The sequence below is a fragment of the Hydrogenophaga borbori genome (assembly GCF_003417535.1).
GTDB lineage: Bacteria > Pseudomonadota > Gammaproteobacteria > Burkholderiales > Burkholderiaceae_C > Hydrogenophaga > Hydrogenophaga borbori.
Window position 1 is genome coordinate 216,183 of sequence record NZ_QVLS01000008.1, and the last position, 21,665, is coordinate 237,847.

Genomic DNA, 21,665 nt, shown 5'->3' on the forward strand with positions numbered 1-21,665 from the left:
CGCTTGGCTGGGATCGAAGCTGGGCGGCGGGGCACACAAGCAGGGTCCCGGCGCGCCAAGCCGCTGCCGCCATGTGTGCCTTCAGGTCAGGTAACCCCCATGTCGTTCATCTTCGCCAGTCTTCTCCCCAGCAACCCTTTCAAGAGCAACAAGTTCAAAGAGGGCGTTTGCCAAAAGGACGGAACGTTTCATCTGGGGATGCTCGCTGATTACATGGAGCACGCGGGCGGTAAGGCGCTTTATTTGAATAAGGCGCCGTCCCTGACTGGGAAAGGCGTTGCATTCGTCTCCACCCATAGGAAAACCAGTTCGCACACGCTGTTTGCAGAGAATGGCGACAAGGCTGCGGCGGCACGGCAGCTTGAGAAGACCATTGGTGGAATGTTCGCCAATGGCCAGTACTACGGCCCCAAGGCGCAGGCGGCAAAGGAGTTGTTGCTGTCTCGTTTGACGCAATACCATGAGGTTTCCAGGGAACCCGAAGTGCTGAAAGCATTGCGTGATCTGGCCGAGGCGCGCAACGACCAAAAACGTGCATTGACCTTCATCGACCAAAATGTGCAGGACGCAGACGTCAAGAACAAGCTGGTCTCTGCCCTGCGCTTTGGATTTAGCCGGTTGACCGAAGCGAATATCTTCGATGAAAACCGAAAGTTGATGGATCAGCTGGCCTCCATTCTGCGTAAATGCCAGGACGGCAGTCCAGCGGACCTCAAAATGTTCGCAGAATTGACGCAAGGGTTCGAGGGTTGCCAAGCTACCCAGCAGCGCTACATTCACACGGTTTATTTCAACTTGGAAAATGGTATCTATGAGGGAAAGGATCTGAATGCTCTTATCGGCATACCATTTTCCCGTTTGAATGAGGCGGCCCTTGAGCAGGCCCTGGATGAATTGCATCCCGACTACAAAGGCATTGATGATGAGCTTCAACAACACCCGCATGTGCAGATGGAGCATAGGAAGCTCGGTGCAATTGCGGTCGCTGGTCAGAGTATGGGATTTGATGCCGCCATGCAACAGATCGGCCGAGCCGATAAGCACCGCTACAAATACTCGGCTGAGGAGCTCGAGAATTTGCGCGAGATTTTTGCCCAAAAGTTGAAGAAGGGGCAAATCGATTTTCTGATTGAGATGGCGAACTGGCTGAATGGTCCGGGCGTGGAGAGGTCCCAACGCCCGATCATGGCCAAAGACTCCGAGTTCAACCGATGGGTGAACGAGGCGGGGCATCCCAATCGCGCGATCGAATTCATGTGCATACACGATGAGGAGGAAATTGCGGCGGCCGTCAAGAAGTACCCCGGCCTGGCGCAACCCGGGGCAGGGTTTGACGATGTGGCCGACCTCTTCTTCACGCCAGATGACGTCCTCAGACTGCTCGTGGCCATGGGGAGCCTGGACCAGGCTGATGCGCTGTCCTTGCAGCACGCGATGGACGGCATCGCGGTCGCGCAAAAACCGGTGGCCCCGAAGCTGGAACCGCTCGCCGGGCCGTCGGCCCAGCCGGTGGCCGTCAAGCACGACGAACCCTCGCCCGTGAACCCTTTTGAGGCTGCCTTGATCGAGGTCTTTGGCCGTCTCAAGGACGACATGGACAAGAACCATGAGACCCAAAGGCAACTCCACGACGCCGAGGGCCGGCTGATCGCCGAGTTGACCGTCGTGACTAAAGAGGGGTTGGGCTACCAACAAGTTTGCCTGCGCGAGGTGGCGCCTTCACAGGCCTATTCGTCAGGCGCGTACAGCGTCATCATGAGCGTGACAGGCAAAAGCTTGTTTTGGCCAGGCATGAAGAAGCAGGCGCAGAACGCGACGGACGTCGAGAAAAAGATGACCCAATGGCTGGCGCTGGCCCAGCAATTCCAGTCCGACGCCGCCGTGCCGCCTTCCGCCCAAGGGCCGGTCGTTGAGGCCCCGGCATCCGCTCTGCAGAAGAGCCAACCAGGGCTGATGGGCGCCTTGGCGACGCTGTACGAGCAGATGATCAACGCCGGTCGCGGCGAGTTGTGGCTGGACAAAACGGGTCAGGTCAGGTACGACCAACGCATCCCCTCACAGATTGCCGCCACCGTCGCCATTTCCGCCACATCGGACGGCACGCCGGTGCTCACCCTCCAGAACCCCGAGGCTTATAGGAGCGAGGGCAAGACGGGTCTGTGGGGCAGCGCGACGATCCCAGTCGACGGTTCCGTCGGCTCGTTCCGCTTGAATCGGACTGGCGACCTGAACCAATTCGACCCGCAGGTCGTGCAGACGCGGATCGAAGGTTTGCTGAACTTCACCCGGCAGTTCCAGGCCGGCGTCTGATGGACAACGGCGGGCGCGATCGAAACGACGTCCCCCGTCGATCGGTCTCTTGCGGACCGCGCCGCACCGGTTCGCGGCCCTGAACGCCCTGTCGGTGCGCCCGCGCGGGCGCACCATGCACCGACGGCGGGCGTTTCGCGCCCAGCCGCCGCCTGCATCGCGCGGCTGGGAATGGGGACAACCCCTATTCATTGAATACTGTATCCAATATAGATTGATGCCCGGTCTGGGACCCTTGGACACGCCGGTCGAAGACCATCGGCCGGGTGTTGCCATGTGCCACGCGCGGTTTGCGCTGCCTCGACGTGGTGTGGCACATCAATTGCATACAGTATTTCAATAAGTCTGCCCCCTCAACGCGCCACAGGAGTTCGCCATGTTCCGAATCCCCCGTCCGTCCCCCTCATCGTTTTGGTCGCGCGCGGTCCATGCCACGGCCACGCTGGCCCTGGGCCTGGGCCTGGTGTCGCCGGCCGCCGCTCAGTCCACCGGCGCGCCGGTGAAGGTGCGCTACGAGGAGGTGGTGCGCTCGGTGCTGTACGCGCCCGCTTACGTGGCGATCAGCCAGGGCTTCTTCCGCGAAGCCGGGCTCGACGTGTCGATCAAGACCTCGCAGGGCACCGACAAGGGCATGGCCGCGCTGCTGTCGGGCAGCGCTGACATCGTGCTGATCGGCCCCGAAGCCTCGGTGTACGTGGCCAACAGCGAATCGCCGGTCAAGCCCAAGATCTTCTCCGGCCTGACCGCCACCGATGGCTTCTTGCTGGTGGCGCGCGAGAAACCCGCGGGCGCGTTCGCCTGGGACCAGCTCAAGGGCAAGGCCGTGATGGCCTTCCGCCCGGGCTCCAACCCCGACGTCTTCCTGGAAACGGCGATGCGCAAGAACGGCCTCGACCCCAAGAAGGACCTCAAGCTGGTGAACAACATCGGCCCGGCCGCGCGCACCGGTGCCTGGCTGGCGGGCCAGAACGACTACGGCATCTTCCTCGAGCCCGAGGCCACCATGCTGGAGAAGACCGGCAAGGGCGTGGTCGTGGCCTCCGTCGGCCGAGTCGTGGGCCCGGTGGACTACACCGTGTTCACCGCCACCGACGTCTACCTCAAGCAGAACCCCGCCGTGGCGCAGGCCTGGACCAACGCCATCGTGAAGGCGCAGAAGCACGTGGCCAGCGCGCCCCCGGCCGATCTGGCCAAGCAGATCGCCGAGTACTTCCCCGCCATGGCCCAGGCCGATCTGGTGGCCGCCATCGAACGCTACCGCGGCATCGGCCTGTGGAAGACCAACCCGATGGTGCAGCGCCAGGCCATCGACAGTCTGCAGGACATGCTGATCGACAGCGGCGTGCTCGACAAGGCCAAGCGCGTGAAGTACGAGCAGGTCGTGGTCACCGACTTCGCCGCGAAGGCCGCGCCATGAGCGCCGTGCTCGAAGCCGAAGCGCCGGTGGCGCAGCAGGTGCAGCCGCGCATCGAGATCAACGACGTCTCGCTGCGCTACTTCACCGACGCCGGCGAGACGCAGGCGCTCGACCGCATCCGCCTGTCGGTGGCGCCGGGCGAGTTCGTGAGCCTGATCGGCCAGTCGGGTTGCGGCAAGAGCACGCTGCTCTCGCTCATGGCCGGCATCCTCGAACCCTCGTCGGGCGAGGTGCGGGTGCACGGCGAGCGCGTCAAGGGCCCGTCGCCGCGCGTGGGCTACATGCTGCAGCAGGACTACCTCTTCGAATGGCGCAGCATCCTGGACAACGCCACCCTGGGCGCGCAGATCCAGGGCCGGCCGATGCGCGAGGCCCGCGAGCGGGCCGCGCACCTGTTGCACAAGTGCGGCATGGGCGATTTCCTGCACCACTTTCCGCGCCAGCTCTCGGGCGGCATGCGCCAGCGCGTGGCGCTGGCGCGCACGCTGGTGACCGACCCCGACGTGGTGCTGCTGGACGAGCCCTTCTCCGCGCTGGATTCGCAGACCCGCCTGGCGATCGCCGACGAGGTGGTGGAGGTGCTGCGCGACGAGGGCAAGTCGGTGGTGCTGGTCACGCACGACATCGGCGAGGCGATCGCCATGACCGACCGCGTGGTGGTGCTCTCGCGCCGCCCCGGGCGCATCAAGTCGCAGCACCTGATGCGCTTTCCCAGCCACGGTGCGGGCCGCCCGAGCCCGTTCGTGGTGCGGTCCCTGCCCGAGTTCAACACCTATTTCGCGCTGCTGTGGGACGAGCTCGACGTCCACGTGGAAGGATGACGCCCATGAACACCACCGCCTCCACGACCCTGGCCGCCATGGTCACCCCCACGCCGCCACCGGCCGGGCGCGAACCCAGCCCCGCGTACCGCGAATGGCAGTCGCGCCAGCGCCGCCGCCGCCAGCGCATCCTGCTCACCCGCCTGGCCCTGCTGGTGGCCTTCCTGGTGCTGTGGGAGGTGCTGGCCAAGACGCACGTGGTCAACCCCATGCTGACCAGCTACCCGAGCGCCTTGTGGCCGACCTTCCTCGATCTGCTGCACAACGGCAAGCTGCTGATGCACACCTGGGTCACCTTCAAGGCCACGCTCATCGGCTTCATGCTGAGCATGGTCATCGGCATCGGCGTGGCCGCCGGGCTGTGGTGGTCGGACTTCGCGCACAAGGTGCTGGACCCCTTCCTGGTGGTGGCCAACGCCATGCCCAAGATCGCCTTCGTGCCGATCTTCTACATCTGGCTGGGGTCCGAGTACTCGGTCTACGGCATGGCCGTGGCGATCGCCGTGTTCGTCACCATCATGGTGGTGTACGACGGCTTCCAGAGCATCGACCCGAACAAGATCAAGCTGGCCCGCACCCTGGGCGCCAGCCGCGCCCAGGTGCTGCGCCTGGTGGTCATGCCGGGCAGCGTGCCCACGCTCGTGGCGGCGCTGAAGATGAACATCGGCCTGGCGCTGGTGGGCGTCATCGTGGGTGAGTTCCAGTCGGCCAGCGCCGGCCTGGGCTTCCTCATCGTCAACGGCAGCCAGGTCTTCCAGCTCAACGTGGTGATGACCGCCATCGTGGTGCTGGGCCTGCTGTCGGGCCTGATGTACCTGGTGATCGCGCGGATCGAGGCCGCCATGGCCAAGCGCTACGCCTGAACCGAGAGGAGCGAGCATGCAGTTCCCCCAATGGGTCGTCGAGCGCGTGGTGGCGCGCCAGGGCCGCCTGCACCCCTATGACACGCTGGCGGCCGAGCGCACGGCCTTCGTCGTCATCGACCTGCAGAACTACTACACGCAGCCAGGCTACCTCGGCGAGTGCGCGCCCGCGCGCGCCACCTTCCCGGCGGTGAACCGGCTGGCGAACGCATTGCGCGAGGCGGGCGGGCATGTCATCTGGGTGCAGACCAGCGCCGACGGCGCCGACGACTTCTGGTCGCACCACCACGCCCACATGCTCACGCCGGCGCGCAGCGCGCGGCGCCTGCGCGAGCTGGCGAGTGCGCACGAGGGCTTCCAGATCGCGCCCGGCCTGCAGCCGCACCCGCAGGACGAGCGCGTGGTCAAGCGCTGCTACAGCGCGCTGGTGCCGGGCTCGTCGCGCCTGGACGAGGTGCTGCGCGAGCGCGGCGTCACGCACGTGCTCATCGGTGGCACCGTCACCAACGTCTGCTGCGAATCGACCGCGCGCGACGCGATGATGATGGACTACGCCACCATCATGGTCGACGACGCGCTCTCGGCCGTCACGCCGGCCGAGCACGAGCACTGCCTGAACAACTGGATGCTGTTCTTTGGCGACGTGCTCAGCACCGACGAGGTGGTGCAGCGGCTGGTGCCGGTGGCCGCGCCCGTCGGCGCCTGAAACCAAAAGCCCGCCGAGGTCGTCGGCGGGCCTGGGCGCTCAGCGGCCGCGTTCGCGGCCGCGGGCGGCTCCGATCAGAAAGACTCCCATTCGCCGACCTCGTCGCTCGCGGGGGCCTTGGCCGCTGCGGGCAGGGGCTTGCCGGCGGCTGGTGCGGCGGCCTTGGGCGCCGCCGCAGGCTTGGCGGCCACCGCGGGCTTGGCCGCCGCCACGGGCCTGGCCACGGCCGCCGCCGCTGGGGCCTGGGGCGCCGCGACCGGCGCCGGCGCCAGTTGGGGCTCGCGGCGCGGGTGCCGCTCGCCCGCCGGCCGCGCGGCGATGCCGTTCGACGCGGCGCTGCCGTCCAGGCGGAAAATGCGCACCACCTCGGCCAGGCGCGCGGCCTGGTCGTTCATGCTCGAGGCGGCGGCGGCGCTTTCCTCCACCAGCGCGGCGTTCTGCTGCGTCATCTGATCGAGGTTGGAGACGGCGGCATTGATCTGGTTGACACCATCCGCCTGCTCGCCCGAGGCGCTGGCGATCTCGCCAATGATGTCGCGCACGCGCACCACGTTCTCCACGATCTCGCTCATGGTCTGGCCGGCCTGGCTCACCAGTTCCGTGCCCACGGTGACCTTGTCCACGCTGGCGCCGATCAGGCCCTTGATCTCCTTGGCCGCCTGGGCGCTGCGCTGGGCCAGGCTGCGCACCTCGCCGGCCACCACGGCGAAGCCGCGGCCCTGCTCGCCCGCGCGCGCCGCTTCCACGGCGGCGTTGAGGGCCAGGATGTTGGTCTGGAAGGCGATGCCGTCGATGACGCCGATGATGTCGTTGATCTTGCGCGAGGCCTGGTTGATCTCTTCCATGGTCGAGACGACCTGGTTCACCACCTCACCGCCTTTCTGCGCGCTCTGGCCCGCCACGTCGGCAAGCTGGTTGGCCACGCGCGCCGAGTCGGCCGACTGTTTGATCGCGCCCGACATCTGCTCCATCGAGGCGGCGGTCTGCTGCAGGTTGCTCGCGGTCTGCTCGGTGCGGCTGGAGAGGTCGTTGTTGCCGGTGGAAATCTCTTTCGCGGCCACGGTGATGTTCTCGGTGCCGCGCTTGACGTCGGCCACCACGCTGACCAGTCGGTCGCGCATGGTGCCCAGCGCGCGGGTCATGGCGCCGAACTCGTCGCCGCGGTCGTTGTTGAGCGTGGCCGTCAGGTCGCCGTCGGCCATGCGTTCGGCGAAGGCCATGGTCTCGTTGAGCGGCTGGCGGATGTTGCGGATGAGGAAGAACGCGCCGACGGCGATGCCCAGGATCAGCAGGCCCACCTGGGTGGCGGCGATGGTGATGCTGGTCACGCGCTCCTTGGCCTGCGCGGCCTGCGCTTCCTGCAGGATGCGGTTCTGCATGCGGCCGAAGTCCTGCACCGCGTTGAGGTAGGGCGTGACCGCGCCATTGAAGTTGGTGGTGATCTCGTGCGCGGCGCCGGCGTAGTCCTCGGCGGCCTTGAGCTTGGTGGCTTTGCCCAGCGAGCTCAGCACGGCGGTGCGCAGCTCGGCGATGCGGGCCAGCGCGGCGACCTCCGCCTCGGTCTTGGGCATGGCGTCCAGCGCCTTCTGCAGCTCGGAGATGCGGGCCGAGCCGGCCGGGATCAGGTCTTTGTACAGGGCGGTGATGGCCGGGTCGCTGGACAGGGTGGAGGCCTGCACGCGGGTGGTGGTGGTCTCGGTCACGCCGGCCCATTCCACGGCCAGGGCGGTTTTGTCGGAGAGCTCGGTCAGGATGCGCTCGGACTGTTCGGTCATGCGGGCCGAACGCAGGCCCGCGCTGATGACGGTGGCCAGCAGGGCCAGGATGATGGTGGCGACGCCGGCCCAGAGTTTGGTGCCGACGGACATGTTGCGGAGGAAGTTCATGGTGAAGCGCGGGGCGGGGGATCGGGTGGGGGCGTGAACAGGTACCGCCCGCGGCCTCCTGGAAGGCACGGGCGTTCGCCGCCACTATCGGCCGGCTGCCGGGAAAACTTGATCGGATAAGGCGGGCAAAACCCGCCCAGTTCGCGAGCGGGCGCGGGCGCCGGGCCGGCGGCGCGCCTTCAGCCGCCGCGCCGCCCCTCGTCCAGCGGCAGGGTGATCACAAAAGTGGTACCGGCCTCGCTGGAGTGCAGGGCCAGGCGGCCCCGGTTCACCCGCACCGTGTTTTGACAGAAGGCCAGGCCCAGGCCGTTGCTGTGCGTGTCGGCGGTGCTCACGAAGGGGCGGAACACGCTGCGCTGCAGGGAGCGCGGAATGCCGGGCCCCCGGTCGCGGATCTCCATCACGCCCTGGCCGCCGCGCACGTCGGTGACCAGCGTGATGTCGCCCGGCGCCGGGGTGCCCTTGTGCTGGCGCAGGGCGACCAGTGCGTTGCGCAGCAGGTTGTGCACCACCTGCGTGAACAGGCGCCGCGTGCCGAGGAAGTGGAAGTCGGGGCCGGGCGCCAGCGCCACCGCGCGCCGCTCGGCCTCGGAGCGGAAGGGAAAGCTGTCGATGGCGTCGGCGATCAGCCCGCGCGCGGCGATGCGCTCGTCGCCGCGTCGCAGGACGAGCAGCTGCGCGTTCACGATCTGCGTGTCGATCTGCTGGTGCAGGTTGCGCATCAGCCCCTCCAGCCGCTGGCCCGAGCGGCGCGCCTGCGGCGACTCCTCGTTGTCGCGCAGGCTTTCCACCAGCAGGCCCATGCTGGCCAGCGGCGTGCGCAGCTCGTGCGCCATCACGCCCAGGGCGTTCATGGTGGCCTGCTGGCGCTGGCGGTCCTGCTGCGCCGAAGACAGGCCCAGCAGCAGGCCGCACAGCCACGACAGACCCACCATGAAGCCGTGCTCGCGCGCCAGCGCGGCCGGCAGCCGGTCGGTGCCGGCGCCGACCAGCAGCCCGCCCGCGAAAGCCAGCACCAGCATGGCGGTGGCGTAGCGCCAGTCGGTGATCACGTACATGAGCAGCGCCACCAGGCACAGGGCCAGCACGCGCGGATCGGTGCCGCCGTTCATGAGGTAGAGCCAGACCTGCAGTGCGGGGCCGGCCAGGGCCAGGTAGAGCAGCACGTAGGCGCGCGCGCCCGGCGACTCCGCCACCTCGTCGGGGTCGAGCAGGAACAGCGGCAGGGCACCGAGCGCGGCGGCCAGGCGCAGGGCCAGGCTGTCGTAGGGCTGCGGCGCGACCTGGGTGTACACCAGCCAGGCCGACAGGTGCACGATGAGGTAGATCAGGCCCAGCGCGGCGAGCCGCGCGCGCGACAGGTGCAGCACGGGCTCGAGCGGGTGGGAGAACAGGGCCTGCAGTGGCGTGCGCGGCATCGGGATCGGGCGAAGCGGAGGCATGGCGGGCCGCGGGAACGGGAATGTGTCCATGCTACGCGCCAGCGGCGGTGCCACCAGGGGGAAGTCCGGCGTGCCGCTGTGGGGGAAACCCGATGGTCGCGCTTCAGCTGGGCGCCCAACGCCTGGCGTGGTGGGCCTCGCCCGCATCCCCCGGCAGCAGGGGCAGCTCGATCACGAAGGACGATCCGGCGGCCACGCGCTCAAAGCGCAGCTGGCCTCGGTTGGCTTGCACGGTTTCGCGGCAGAAGGCCAGGCCCAGGCCGCTGCTGTGCGTGGTCTGGGTGCTGAAGAAGGGCTCGAAGATGGCGCGGCGCAGGTGCCTGGGCACGCCAGGGCCCTTGTCGCGCACGCGGATGGTGCCGCACGAACCCACCGCCGACACCTCGATCTGGATGTCGCCGCGCTCGAAGCGCCCCTGGGTGCGGCGCAGCGCGAACACCGCGTTCTTCAGCAGGTTGTGGATGACCTGGATGAACAGTCGCTCGCTGCCGTGGAAGTGGAAGTCGGCGCGCGTGTCCACGCTGACGGCCAGGCGCTCGCGTTCGCTGAGGAAGGGATAGGACTCGATGGCGTCGCGCACGAGCTGGCCGGCGCGCAGGGTCTCGCGGCCGGGCTGGATGCCCAGCAGCTGCGCGTTGACGATCTGCGAATCGATCTGGTGGTGAATGGCGCGCAGCAGGCCGTCCATGCGATGCGTCAGGCGCTCCACCTCGGCGGGCTCGGCCTCGCGCAGGTTTTCGTTGACCAGGGCCGCGCTGGCCAGCGGGGTGCGCAGCTCGTGCGCCATCACGCCCATGGCCAGCAGCGTGGCGTTGAGCCGCTGCAGCCGTTGGCTGGCCGAGGACAGCGCCAGCGCCAGGGCGGACAGCCAGGCGAAGGCGAAGGTGAGGTTGCCCTCGGTCACGCGCCACCAGGGCATGGCGAGCTGCGGCTCCAGCAGCGCCACCAGCGCGCGCGCGGCGATGGTGCCCGCCGCCAGCGCCGCCGTGGCCACACGCCAGTCGAGGATGTGGTACGCCAGGAAGCACATCAGCGCCGCGCTGGTCATCCACACGGCGTTGCCGTGGTTCATCAGGAAGAACCACTGGAACAGGAACGGGCCCGTGTAGGTCATGTAGGCCAGCAGGTAGAGCCGGATGCCACGCTGGCGCATCACGCGCGACGGCGTCCACCACAGCAGCGGCAGCGCGCCGGCGGCGGCCAGCGCGCGCAGAAGCAGGTTCTCGTAGGGCTGCGGCACGAGCACCGTCCAGAACCAGTGGAAGGCCAGGTGCCCAATGGACAGGAACAGGCCCAGCGTGACCAGCCGCGCGCGCGACAGCTGCTGCAGCGGCTCCAGTGGCTGGCGAAGCAGGGCGATGGCGCGGATGAGGAGGTGGTGGTGCACGACGGGGCGGATTCTAGGGAGCGCCCTCCAGCGCCTTGCGTGAAAAAAGGCGCCAAACCGGCCGGCTCAAGTTCGCCCTTGAAGTGCCGATATGCTTCCCTGGCCCAGACGCGCGTGCGCCGCGTCCCGTCCACCCCGAAGCGAGCCAGGCATGTTGTTCCCCTGCATGAGAGCGTCCTCGCGCATCTCCTTCATCGACGACGACCCGTCGTTCCTCGACGCCATGGCGGACGCCGTGGCCTCGGTGCGGCGCTGCGAGTTCCTGCACCACCCGGGCGAACTCGACCACTCCTATGCCGAGCAGGAAACGCTGCTGCGGCGCGAGCAGCAGATGCTGGCGCGCGTGGTGGGCGCGGAGTCGCCGCTGGCCGCCGCGCTCGACTACTTCGCCTGGGAAGGGCGGCACCGCATCTTCTCGGTGCTGGTCACCGACCAGGTGATGCCCGCCGAGGACGGCATCTCCATCTGCGAGCGCCACGGCCACTTCGGCCTGCGGCGCATCCTGCTCACGGGCGCGGCCGACGCCGACCTCGCGGTCAAGGCCTTCAACGGCGGGGCCATTGAATCCTTCCTGCCCAAGCAGACGCGCAACCTGGGCTTCAACCTGCGCCGCGCGCTGCAGGAGCAGTTCCTGCACAACTCGCTGGAGCGCGGCCGCCACCTGGCCATGCAGATGCGCCACGAGCGGCTGCAGGCGCTGCAGTCGGACGACGTGTCCAACGCGCTGATGGTGATCCTGGGGCGCGGCCGCGTGGACGAATACCTCGTGCTGGGCGAGCCTTTCGGGGTGCTGGGCCTGCGCGCCGACGGCCGCCTGAGCTGGATCCAGATCGAGACCACCGCGGGCCTGCGCGAGTTGGCCGATTCGCTGGCCGAGTTCGGCTGGGACGCGCCCGGCCTGGACCGCGTGCGCGCGGGCCAGGCCCTGCCCAACCTCGAGCTGGTCTCGCAGCTGGAGGGCATCGCGCCGGCCATCGCGCCTGTCGAGGTGCTGAGCGAGGCCGATGGCCTGCTGGCCGCCGAGTTCCTGTTCGACTGGCCCGCCGCGGTGTCGTGGCGCGCGCTGGCAGAGGAACGCGGCGGGTGAGCGAGGATCCCTTGCGCGCCGGCGGCGCCGCCCTCCTGGGCGAACCGCCCGAGCAGGCGTTGCCCCCCAACCCGCTCGATGAGCGCATGGAGGCCTTGGCCTCGCGCCTGCGTGGGCGGGGCTTCGCGGGCCTGGCCTTCGTGCGGCCCGACCCTTACGGCGTGGCCGGCGAGCGCCTGGTGCAGGCCCTCAGCAGTGCCGCGCTGCAGGCCCATGCCGAATGGATGGCGCGCGCCGTGCCGCCGCGTGGCGGCACCGTCGAGCGCCTGTCCGTGGAGGCCCTGGGCGACGAGGCCGTGCGACGCCTGGGCGGTCTGGGCTACCAGCAGCTGCTGCTGGTGCGCCTGCCGCTGCTGGGCGAGGCCTGCGGCGAGTTCTGGCTGCTGTCCACCAGCGCGCACCTGCGGGAGGAGCAGCTGGGCACCGCCGCGCTGGAGGTGCTGGGCGACTGGCCCGCCTGGCGCGAGGCGCTGCGCGCGGCGGTCTGCCCGCTCACCCCGCGCGAGCGCGAGGTGCTGCGCGCCGTGGCCGAAGGCCTGAAAGGTTCGGAAGCGCAGCAGCGTTTCGGCTGCACCGAGCGCACCTTCCGCCTGCACGTGGAGAACGCCAAGCGCAAGCTGCGCGCGGCCAACGGCGCGCAGGCCGTGTACCGTGCGCAGCTGATGGGCGGGCTGTAGGGCCGCGTCCGTTCAGAACGGCAGGCCCGACACCGCCGCCATTTCCAGCCGCACCTTCAGCGCGCCCGTGACCAGGCCCTTGGCGTAGGCGTTCGGGGCGCTGGCCAGCAGGGCCTGCAGCTCCTCGCCGCTGCAGTGCTCGACCGGCAAGGTCTCGTACCGCTCGAACCAGTCCGGGTGCTGCTGCTCGATCAGGCGCATCTCGTTCAGGTTGCTCATCGCCACCTCGGCCTCCAGGCGCTGAAGCATCTCCAGGGTTTCGATGGGCGGGATGCCGAAGGCGGCGGGGCGCATGCCGTGGGTGGAGGGCAGGGTGGTCATGTCGAAGTCCAGGTACATGGTCGCGTCCTTGAAGGCACGAAGGGTCTGTCCCGTGTTTCGACCCCGGTCTGAAGGCCCTTCATCGCCGGCCCTGTCACTTTTGACAGGGCGTGCGACGAAGCTTGGCGGGATGAGGATTCCGTCACGCTCGCGGCCCCTTCCGGGGCGTTTCGCCGTCTTGCAACGCGTCCGCTAACGCTTTTCGGTTCCTGCCCGGCAGGCGAGCACCGCTCATCCCCATTCGGTAACCGCGTGGCGATCGGCGCCGGCCACGGCCTGGCATGGACATGGTTTGGTATTTGAACTTCGCGTATCGTTACAAACGCAAAGTGAAAAACCAATGAGCGCCATCACCCCCTTGCTGCAACGGCTGCCCCCGCCCGCCCGGATCGCCTCGGCCCTGCGTTCCGAAGCGGTGGCCAAGCTGCTGCCGGTCGTGTTCCTCGCGATCGCCATCACCGCGCTGGTCATGATGTTCGTCTGGCAGAACCAGTCGAACTACCGGCCGGTGTTCGGTGCGCGCGAGAGCGTGCCCGCCGCCGACATGATGTCGGTGCTCGACGCCGAAGGCATCGCCTACCGCCTGCACCCCGAAACGGGGCAGGTGCTGGTGTCGGAGTCGAACCTGGGCCGCGCGCGCATGCTGCTGGCCGCGCGCGGCGTGGTGGCCCGCCTGCCCGAGGGCCTGGAGCTGATGGACAAGAGCGACCCGCTGGGCGTGACGCAGTTCGTGCAGGACGTGCGCTTTCGCCGCGGCCTGGAGGGCGAGCTGGTGCAGAGCATCACCGCGCTGGAGCCGGTCAAGAGCGCGCGCGTGCACCTGTCGATCGCCCGGTCGTCCACCTTCGTGCTCAACGCCGCGCAGGCCAGTTCGGCCTCGGTGGCCTTGCACCTGCACCCGGGCCGCGAGCTGGAGGCCGAGCAGATTGCCTCCATCATCAAGCTGGTCTCGGGCAGCGTGTCCAACCTCGCGCCCGAGCGCGTGACCGTGGTCGACCAGGCCGGCCGACTGCTGTCCAGCCGGGTCGACATCAAGGCCGGCCTGGACTCCACCGGCTTCGCGAACGAGGCGCAGCGCAAGGCACAAGAGACCCTGCTGCGCAACGCCCACCTTCTGCTGCAGCCGGTGCTGGGCGCCAACAACTACAACGTCAGCGCCTCGGTCGAGCTGCACCAGGACAGCGTCAAGGAAACGCAGGAGCGCTACGAAGGCGACCCGCGCATCACCAGCGAAGCCTCGCGCGAAGAACTCAACCGCCAGCCGCAGGCCCTGGGCATCCCGGGCTCGCTGAGCAACCGCCCGGCCAACCCCCCGCCAGCCGAGGGCGAGCCGCCCAGCACCGCCGAGCGCAGCGCGGCCACGCGCCAGTACGCCTATGACCGCAGCGTCACCACCATCGAGCGCGCGCGCGGCCAGGTGAAGAAGATCAGCGTGGCGGTGGTGCTGAACAACGCCGCCGCGCCCGCCGGCGCCAGCGCCTGGGCGCCGGCCGAGATCGCGCGCATGGAGCAGGTGCTGCGCGGCGGCCTGGGCATCGACACCGCGCGCGGCGACCAGCTGGTGGTCTCGGCCATGGCCTTTCCGGCGCCGCCGCAGGCCGTGGCCTGGTACGCCGAGCCGCAGTCGGTGTTCACGATGGCGGGCTGGGGCCTGAGCGCGCTCGGCGCGCTGCTGGCCTACCTGCTGATCGCGCGCCCGCTGATCCGCCGCTTCACGCGCGAGGTCGCGGTGCCGCGCGAGGTGGGCACGTCCGAGCTGCTGGAGCTGGGCCCACGCGGCGGCGAGGGCGCCGCGGCGCCGGCCGGCGCCCTGCCCGCCGGATCGGCCGCCGTGGCCGCGCTGCCGCAGCCCGAACGGCCCGCGGGCCAGCGCGACTCCATGGGCTCGCTGCTGGAGAACTACAACCTGCCGCCGCCGGGCTCGCCGGTGGACGTGCTGGTCGATCACTTGAAGGACCTCGCGACCAAGGAGCCCGAGCGCGTGGCCGAGGTCGTCAAACAATGGGTGCAGAAGAATGGCCACCAACCCGCCTGAAGCCGGCGCCGAGGACGGCGCCATGACCGCGATCGAGCAGGCGGCGATCGTGCTGCTGAGCATGGGCGAGGCACCCGCCGCCGCGGTGCTTCGCTGCCTGGAGCGCGAGGAACTGCTGGCCGTGACGCAGGCCATGTCCGCCATGAGCGGCATCAAGGTGGACACCGCGCGCAGCGCGCTGCAGCGCTTCTTCGACGACTACCGAGAACAGAGCGGCCTGCACGGCGCCTCGCGCACCTTCCTGAAGAACTCGCTCGACCTGGCGCTGGGCAGCAGCATCAGCAGCAGCGTGCTCACGCGCATCTATGGCGACGCCATCCGCCCGAAGATGGCGCGCCTGCAGTGGGCTTCGCCGCGCTGGGTGGCCGATCGCATCGCGCAGGAGCACGTGCACATGCAGGCCGTGTTCCTGGCCTTCCTGCCGCCGGCCATGGCCAGCGAGGTCATCGCCAGCCTGCCCGAGGACGGTCGCGACGAACTCATCGTTCGCGTGGCCCAGCTCGGTCACGTGGAGCACCGCCTGCTGCAGGAGGTGGAGGTGCTGGCCGACGCCTGCCTGCAGAGCCTGGAGACGCAGAGCGCCACCATCGAGGGCGTGAAGCAGGCGGCCGAGATCCTGAACCGCCTGCCGGGCGACAAGGCCCGCATGGTGGAGCAGCTGCGCGAGCGCGACCCCGGCGTGGCCGGTCAGATCGAGCGCAGCATGTACGACTTCTTCATCCTCTCGCGCCAGAGCGAGGAGGTGTTGCTGCGCATCATCGAGGCGGTGCCCATGGACGAGTGGGCCATCGCGCTCAAGGGCGGCGACAGCGACGTGCGCCGCGCCATCCTGGGCTGCATGCCGCAGCGTCAGGTCAAGACCTTTCAGGACGCGATCCGCCGCACCGGGCCGGTGGCCGCGCGCCGCGTGGAAGACGCGCGCGCCGCCATCATGCGCGAGGTCAAGGCCCTGGCCGACGCCGGCGCGATCGAGGTGCAGCTGTACTCCGAGGCGACGGTGGAATGAACAGCCCCTACCGCAGCCACCGCTTCCCGCCCCTGGCCGAGCGCGGCCTGGCCGAAGCCCTGTCCTTGCAGGGATCGGCCGAGGCCTTGCAGGCCGCGCTGGCCGATGGCCATGCGCGCGGCCTGGCGCGCGGCCACGAGGAAGGTTTCGACAAGGGCCTGGCCGAGGGCCGCGCCGTCGGCGAGGCGCAGGGTCGCGAGCGCGGCGAAGCGCTGGGCCGCGCCGAGGGCGAGGCGCAGCTGCTCGCGCGCTGGCAGCGCGTGGCCGCGCCGATGCAGGCGGCCACCGAGGCCCTGCGCCAGGTGCAGGCCGACTACCAGGCCGCGCTGCGCCGCGAAATGGTGGAGCTGGTGGAGCGCGTGGCGCGCCAGGTGATCCGCGCCGAGCTCACGCTCAACCCCACGCAGATCCTCAAGCTCGTCGAAGAGACCCTGCAGAGCATGCCGCCGGCCGTCAGCACCGTGGAGGTGTTCCTGAACAGCGAGGACCTGCGCGCGATCCAGGCCATCGAGGGCGCCGACACGCGCGGCTGGAACCTGATCGCCGATCCCGCGCTGGAGGCCGGCGAGTGCCGCGTGCAGGTGGCCGGCTTCGAGGCCGACGCCGGCTGCCGCCAGCGCCTGCAGGCCTGCATGGGCCAGGTGGCCTCGCAGCTGCTCGGGGCGGAAGAGCCCGCACCGGCCGAGGTGCCCTTGAGCGGAGCCGCCGCGTGATCGCCGAACAGCTGCGCCGCATCGCCGTGCCCGAGGTGTCGGTGTCGACGCCCACCGGCCGGCTGGTGGGCGCCACCGGCCCGCTGTTGCAGGCGCGCGGCGTGCGCCTGCACGTGGGCCAGCGCTGCCGCATCGAGTCGGCCCTGGGCGCCGACATCGAGGCCCAGGTGGTGGGCTTCAAGGACGAGGCCGCGCAGCTCATGGCCTTCAAGCGCACCGAGGGCCTGGCCGCCGGCGCGCGCGTCTGGCCCTTGCCCGGCAATGGCCACCTGCTCATCGGCGAAGCCTGGCTGGGCCGCGTGGTCAACGGGCTGGGCGAGCCCATGGACGGGCGCGGCCGCCTGGCGGGCGAGCACCTGCTGCCCAGCGCGCCGCCCTGGGTGGACCCGCTGCGCAAGCGCCCGGTGGAGGGCGCCATCGACGTCGGTGTGCGCGCCATCAACGGCCTGCTCACGCTGGGCCGCGGGCAGCGCGTGGGCCTGATGGCCGGCTCCGGCGTGGGCAAGAGCGTGCTGCTGGGCCTGATCACGCGCCAGACGGTGGCCGACGTGATCGTGGTCGGCCTGATCGGCGAGCGCAGCCGCGAGGTGCGCGAGTTCATCGACCTCTCGCTTGGCGAGGCCGGCCTGCGCCGCGCCGTGGTGGTGGTGGCGCCGGCGGACGAGTCGCCGCTGATGCGCCTGCGCGCCACCGAGCTGTGCCACACCATCGCCGCGCACTACCGCGACCAGGGCCGCCATGTGCTGCTGCTGGTGGACTCGCTCACGCGCTACGCCATGGCGCAGCGCGAGGTGGCGCTGTCGCTCGGCGAGCCGCCGGCCACGCGCGGCTATCCGCCGTCGGTGTTCAGCGCCCTGCCGCAGCTGGTGGAAAGCGCGGGCAACGGCAGCGGCGAGGGCTCCATGAGCGCCATCTACACCGTGCTCGCCGAGGGCGACGACCAGCAGGACCCGGTGGTGGACACCGCGCGCGCCATCCTGGACGGCCACATCGTGCTCTCGCGCGCGCTGGCCGAGCGCGGGCATTACCCGGCCATCGACATCGGCCAGTCCATCAGCCGCTGCATGGGCCTGGTGGCTGGCGCCGACCAGCAGCGCGTGGCGCGCGAGGTGAAGGCCCTGCTGGCGCGCTACCAGCAGGTGCGCGAGCTGCTGCCGCTGGGCGCCTACGTGCCCGGCGCGGACCCGCTGAGCGACCGCGCCGTGGACCTGTGGCCGCGCATCGAGGCCTTTCTTCACCAGGGCACGCAGGAGTCGGCGCCGTTGGACGACTGCCTGCGCCGCCTGATGGAGATCGTCGAATGAACCTGCGCGCGCTGGAACAGGTGGTGCGGCTGCGCGAGCGCGAGCAGGACCGCGTGGGCGCCGTGCTGGCCGAGCAGGAGCGCACGCGCCAGCGTTTCGTCGCCAGCATCGAGCGCCTGGGTGGCCTGCTGGACGAGGCCGGCGCGTCCGGCGCCGCGCCCACGGCCTCGCCCGGGCTGTCGCCCGCGCTGGCCAGCAACCGGGGCGCCTACAAGCTCAGTGTGCTCGACCTGGCCGACCGCCACCGCCACGCCCTGGCCGAGCACGAGTCGCGCATGGACCAGACCCGGCTCGCCTTGCACGAGGCCTTCCGCCGCCGCGAGGCGGTGGCGCAGCTGCACGGGCGCCGCGTCGACGAAGGTGAGCGCGCGCTTCAGGTGGCCGAGCGCAAGCGCACCGACGACATCGCCCAGACCGTGTGGATGAGGGGGCGCGCGTGAGGCCGTCGCCGAAAAAGTCGCGCCGGGTGCTTCAGAAATGCCGCGCCCCGGTCGCCCTGGGCTTCGGAGGCGGCGTTCCGGACCGCCCGCGACCCCTGGAGTAACACGATGGAATTCGATCCCACCACCACCGCGACCCAGCTGGCCAGCCTGCTGGTGCAAGGCCCGCAGCAGCAGATCGACCGCGAGTCCCAGATCGCCAAGGCCACGCAGGCGGGGCTGGAGAAGCTGCGCTCGGCCCTCTCCGGCTTCACCACCGCCTTGAGCGGCCTGAGCAGCGTCTCGGGTGGCCTGAAGAAGAACAGCGCCACGCTCAGCGCCGGTGCCGGCGCCACCGCCACGGCCAGCGCCAGCGCACAGCCCGGCTCCTACAGCTTCTTCGTCGAGCAGCTCGCTTCCACGCACCAGATCGCCTACGCCGACCTGCCGGCGGTGCCGGTGGCGCTGGGCGGTCCGCTGGTGGTGCAGCGCGCCGATGGATCGGCCTTCAACGTCAACCTGCTGGCGGCCGACCAGGACGGCGATGGCAACCTCAACGCCACCGAGATCGCGCGCGCCATCAACCAGGCCAGCGGCAACGAGGGCAAGGTGACCGCCCAGGTGGCCAACACGGCGTCGGGCCCGCAGCTGATCCTGTCGTCCGGCCTGGGCGGAGAGGACGGCGCGATCACCCTCGACGCCTCCGGCCTGCCCGACAGCGCGCTCAAGGCTTCACTGGGCGGCGCGCCCACGCAGCTGGCCGCCGCGCGCGACGCCGTCATCTGGCTGGGCGAGCAGGGCAGCGGCCTGCGCATCCAACAAGGCAGCAACAGCTACACCGGCATCGCCGGCGTGTCGGTCAACTTCACCCAGGCGCACAGCGCGGGCGCGGCGCCGCTTCAGCTCGAGGTGGCGGCCGACAAGGCCGGTACCGAAGAGAGCCTGCGCAAGTTCGTCACCGCCTACAACGCGCTGCAGACCGAGCTCAACAACCTCACGAAAACCAGCGAGGACGCGGCCTCGCGCGGGGCGTTCTCCACCGACGCGGGCGTGCGCAACCTGCGCAACCGCCTCAACGACCTGATCCGCCAGGACGTTGGCGGCCTGCGCATCAGCGACCTGGGCATCGGCTCCGACCGACAGGGCCAGCTCACGCTGGACACCGCGCGGCTGCAAAAGACGCTGGCCGCCAACCCCGAAGCGCTGGACACGGTGTTCGGCTCTGCCGCGCTGGGCAAGCGCTCGGGCGTGCTGGGCGCGGTGACCGATCACCTGGAGATCTGGACGAAATCCGGCACCGGCCAGCTGGCGCGCCGGCTGGACAACGTGCAGGTGCAGCAGAAAGACCTGACCCAGCGCCGCGACCGCCTGGACGAGCTGTTCAACGTGAACTACGAGCGCTACCTGCTTCAGTTCAGCCAGTTGCAGAGCGTGCTGGGCCAGATGAACCAGACCTCCGGGCTGTTCAGCCAGCTGGGCACCGCCTGAGCCCGGGTGGCACACCGACAAGAGGAACCCATTGAGCTACGACGCATACCAGAGCTACCAGGCCGTTGACCTGGGCGCCCAGACGGCGAAGGCCTCGCCGCTGGAGCTGGTGCTGATCCTGATGAACGGCTTGCTCGACGAGCTGGCGCGGGCCCGGGCGCACATCGAGCACGCGCGTTTCGAGGCCAAGGCCAATAGCCTGAACCGTTGCGTCGCCATGCTCAATGGCCTGTCCAGCGCGCTGGACACCGACGCCGGTGGCGAGGTGGTGGGCCAGCTCGCCGAGCTGTACGACTATTGCGCGCGCCGCGTGAACGAGGCCGGCATCCGCATGGACGTGGCGCTGATCGACGAAACCGCGCGCCTGCTGGGCACCGTGCGCGAAGGCTGGGAAGGGGTGCGCGATGCCCGCGGATGAACGCGCCCACGCGCTCGATCTGGCGCGCCGCTTGCACGAGCGCACGCAGGCCGGCGACGTCGCCGCGCTGAGCGCGCTCGACCGCGAGACCGGCACGCTGCTGATCGGCCTGGCCAGTGCCCGACCACTCGACGCCGGCACGCGCTCGGCCTGCGCGCTGCTGCAGGCGGCGCACGAGCGCGCGCTCGCCCTGGTGCGGCGCGAACACGACGCGGTGCAGGCGCAACTGCTCGACCTGTGTGCGCACCGCGGCGGCCGCGACGCCTACGCCTTCGCCGCCGAATGAGAAGGAGAAAGCCATGAACGCCACCTTTGCGCTGGGCGCCACCGCACCCGTCACCCCGGTGGCCGAGGCCGTGCTGGCCCCCGGGCTGTCCGACGGCCCCCGGGCCCTGTTCGCCCAGGTGTTGGGCCAGGCGCCGGCCGCCGACAGTGAAGCCCCCGAAGGCCGCGAGGCGCTGGACGCCGCCTTGTCGCCCTGGCTGATGGCGCTGGATTCGCAACAGGCGCCCGCGCTGCCGTTCACGCAGCCGTTCTCGCGCCTGCTGGGCGCCGCCGCGCGCGAGGCGCCGGGCGAGGACGAGGGCGCAGCCCCCTTGTCGGATGCCGGCGCGGCCGGCGACGCCCACCGCCCCCTGGCGCCCCTTGCCCTGGCCGGGTCCGTCGCCCACGCGCGCTCGGCGGGCGCCGAGTCCGGCCCCTGGTCGCCCCAGGCCATGGCCGCCGCATCGCCCGCCGATGCCGCCAGCGGCGCGCCCGCGGCCGCCGCACCGCCCGCGCGTTCGCCCGCCGATGCCGCCGTGGCGCGCGCGCTGCCGCCCGAGCTGGCTCACGCGCTGGCCATGCCCCGTGCGCGCGAGACCGCGCCCGCCTCGCCGGACGCCTTCGCGGCGGCGTTCCACGCGAACACGGGTCCTTCGGGTGGCGAGGCCATCGAACCGGTCGTTCGCCTGGACCCCGCGCGCAGCGAGCTCTGGCAGCGCCCGCTGGCGCAGGCCCTGGGCGATCGGCTGCAGTGGCAGGCGACGCAGGGCGTCGACCAGGCGCGCATCCGCCTCGATCCGCCCGCGCTCGGCCGCATCGAGATCGTGGTGCGCCAGGAAGGCGGGCAGCTGCAGGTGCAGCTCACGGCCTCCAGTCCCGAGGTGGCGCGCCAGCTCCAGCACATGGGCGAAGGCCTGCGCCAGGAACTGGGCCAGCGCCAGGGCCAGGGCGTGCAGGTGCAGGTGCACGAGGGCGGCGCGCAGGCCGATGCGCGCGGCCAGCCGCGCCAGGGCCAGCCCACCCGCGAGGAGGCCGAACCCGGCCAGGCCCTGCGCAGCGAACACCGCGCCGGCCAGGCCTTCACGCTGGCCTGAACCCACC

At 70.1% G+C, this 21,665-nt stretch carries 20 protein-coding genes; 16 read left to right on the forward strand and 4 right to left on the reverse strand.

The window, feature by feature from the left end:
* The first annotated feature begins 99 nt into the window (after positions 1–99).
* The 5 genes from DY262_RS14720 (at position 100) to DY262_RS14740 (ending at position 6,117) form a co-directional block, all read left to right on the forward strand.
* The gene (locus tag DY262_RS14720; protein WP_147326240.1) at positions 100–2,310 is read left to right on the forward strand and encodes a hypothetical protein; all 2,211 of its coding nucleotides are present in this window, start codon (positions 100–102) and stop codon (positions 2,308–2,310) included.
* A 376-nt stretch (positions 2,311–2,686) separates the two neighbouring features.
* Positions 2,687–3,727, forward strand: coding sequence for an ABC transporter substrate-binding protein (locus DY262_RS14725; RefSeq protein WP_116959870.1), 1,041 nt, complete (start codon positions 2,687–2,689; stop codon positions 3,725–3,727).
* On the forward strand, positions 3,724–4,548 hold the full coding sequence (locus DY262_RS14730; protein ID WP_070400711.1) for an ABC transporter ATP-binding protein: 825 nt from the start codon (positions 3,724–3,726) through the stop codon (positions 4,546–4,548). Before DY262_RS14725 ends, DY262_RS14730 begins: the two co-directional genes overlap by 4 nt.
* 5 nt (positions 4,549–4,553) lie before the next feature.
* Positions 4,554–5,411: an ABC transporter permease gene (locus tag DY262_RS14735; protein ID WP_245981011.1), complete on the forward strand. Its 858-nt coding sequence runs from the start codon at positions 4,554–4,556 to the stop codon at positions 5,409–5,411.
* A gap of 16 nt (positions 5,412–5,427) precedes the next feature.
* Complete coding sequence (locus DY262_RS14740; RefSeq protein WP_116959871.1) at positions 5,428–6,117, forward strand: cysteine hydrolase family protein; 690 nt, start codon at positions 5,428–5,430, stop codon at positions 6,115–6,117.
* A 74-nt stretch (positions 6,118–6,191) separates the two neighbouring features.
* On the opposite strand, the gene DY262_RS14745 is transcribed toward DY262_RS14740, so the two are convergent.
* The 3 genes from DY262_RS14745 to DY262_RS14755 form a co-directional block, all read right to left on the reverse strand.
* Positions 6,192–8,003, reverse strand: coding sequence for a methyl-accepting chemotaxis protein (locus DY262_RS14745; protein ID WP_116959872.1), 1,812 nt, complete (start codon positions 8,001–8,003; stop codon positions 6,192–6,194).
* A gap of 179 nt (positions 8,004–8,182) precedes the next feature.
* Positions 8,183–9,421 carry a sensor histidine kinase gene (locus DY262_RS14750; protein WP_116959873.1) on the reverse strand — a complete coding sequence of 413 codons (1,239 nt, stop codon included), beginning with the start codon at positions 9,419–9,421 and terminating at the stop codon, positions 8,183–8,185.
* Between the two features lie 127 nt (positions 9,422–9,548).
* A complete protein-coding gene (locus DY262_RS14755) occupies positions 9,549–10,832 on the reverse strand; it encodes a sensor histidine kinase (protein ID WP_116959874.1) in 1,284 nt (427 codons plus the stop codon).
* Positions 10,833–10,983: 151 nt separating this feature from the next.
* Between DY262_RS14755 and DY262_RS14760 the strand changes: the two genes are divergently transcribed.
* Together DY262_RS14760 and DY262_RS14765 are read left to right on the forward strand one after the other, a co-directional pair.
* On the forward strand, positions 10,984–11,919 hold the full coding sequence (locus tag DY262_RS14760) for a response regulator (protein ID WP_181936514.1): 936 nt from the start codon (positions 10,984–10,986) through the stop codon (positions 11,917–11,919).
* A complete protein-coding gene (locus DY262_RS14765) occupies positions 11,916–12,596 on the forward strand; it encodes a helix-turn-helix transcriptional regulator (RefSeq protein WP_116959876.1) in 681 nt (226 codons plus the stop codon). The genes DY262_RS14760 and DY262_RS14765 overlap by 4 nt, the downstream gene beginning before the upstream one ends.
* A gap of 12 nt (positions 12,597–12,608) precedes the next feature.
* Here DY262_RS14765 and DY262_RS14770 read toward each other — a convergent pair whose 3' ends face one another.
* Positions 12,609–12,935, reverse strand: a complete 327-nt coding sequence (locus tag DY262_RS14770; protein WP_116959877.1) for a hypothetical protein — start codon at positions 12,933–12,935, stop codon at positions 12,609–12,611.
* Between the two features lie 322 nt (positions 12,936–13,257).
* Here DY262_RS14770 and fliF point away from each other — a divergent pair, with 322 nt between their 5' ends.
* The 9 genes from fliF (at position 13,258) to DY262_RS14815 (ending at position 21,658) form a co-directional block, all read left to right on the forward strand.
* Complete coding sequence (gene fliF, locus DY262_RS14775; RefSeq protein WP_116959878.1) at positions 13,258–14,952, forward strand: flagellar basal-body MS-ring/collar protein FliF; 1,695 nt, start codon at positions 13,258–13,260, stop codon at positions 14,950–14,952.
* Positions 14,933–15,958, forward strand: a complete 1,026-nt coding sequence (locus tag DY262_RS14780; RefSeq protein ID WP_116959879.1) for a FliG C-terminal domain-containing protein — start codon at positions 14,933–14,935, stop codon at positions 15,956–15,958. The genes fliF and DY262_RS14780 overlap by 20 nt, the downstream gene beginning before the upstream one ends.
* A complete protein-coding gene (fliH, locus tag DY262_RS14785; RefSeq protein WP_116959880.1) occupies positions 15,955–16,671 on the forward strand; it encodes a flagellar assembly protein FliH in 717 nt (238 codons plus the stop codon). The genes DY262_RS14780 and fliH overlap by 4 nt, the downstream gene beginning before the upstream one ends.
* On the forward strand, positions 16,668–17,975 hold the full coding sequence (fliI, locus tag DY262_RS14790; RefSeq protein ID WP_116959881.1) for a flagellar protein export ATPase FliI: 1,308 nt from the start codon (positions 16,668–16,670) through the stop codon (positions 17,973–17,975). The genes fliH and fliI overlap by 4 nt, the downstream gene beginning before the upstream one ends.
* Positions 17,972–18,415 (forward strand): flagellar export protein FliJ, encoded by a 444-nt coding sequence (gene fliJ / locus DY262_RS14795; RefSeq protein WP_116959882.1) that lies wholly within the window; start codon positions 17,972–17,974, stop codon positions 18,413–18,415. The genes fliI and fliJ overlap by 4 nt, the downstream gene beginning before the upstream one ends.
* A 108-nt stretch (positions 18,416–18,523) precedes the next feature.
* The gene (gene fliD, locus DY262_RS14800; RefSeq protein WP_116959883.1) at positions 18,524–19,882 is read left to right on the forward strand and encodes a flagellar filament capping protein FliD; all 1,359 of its coding nucleotides are present in this window, start codon (positions 18,524–18,526) and stop codon (positions 19,880–19,882) included.
* A 31-nt stretch (positions 19,883–19,913) separates the two neighbouring features.
* Entirely contained in the window at positions 19,914–20,300 is a 387-nt protein-coding gene (gene fliS, locus DY262_RS14805; RefSeq protein WP_116959884.1) for a flagellar export chaperone FliS, read from the forward strand.
* On the forward strand, positions 20,287–20,586 hold the full coding sequence (locus DY262_RS14810; RefSeq protein ID WP_116959885.1) for a hypothetical protein: 300 nt from the start codon (positions 20,287–20,289) through the stop codon (positions 20,584–20,586). The genes fliS and DY262_RS14810 overlap by 14 nt, the downstream gene beginning before the upstream one ends.
* Before the next feature lie 13 nt (positions 20,587–20,599).
* Complete coding sequence (locus tag DY262_RS14815) at positions 20,600–21,658, forward strand: flagellar hook-length control protein FliK (protein ID WP_116959886.1); 1,059 nt, start codon at positions 20,600–20,602, stop codon at positions 21,656–21,658.
* Positions 21,659–21,665: the final 7 nt, after the last annotated feature.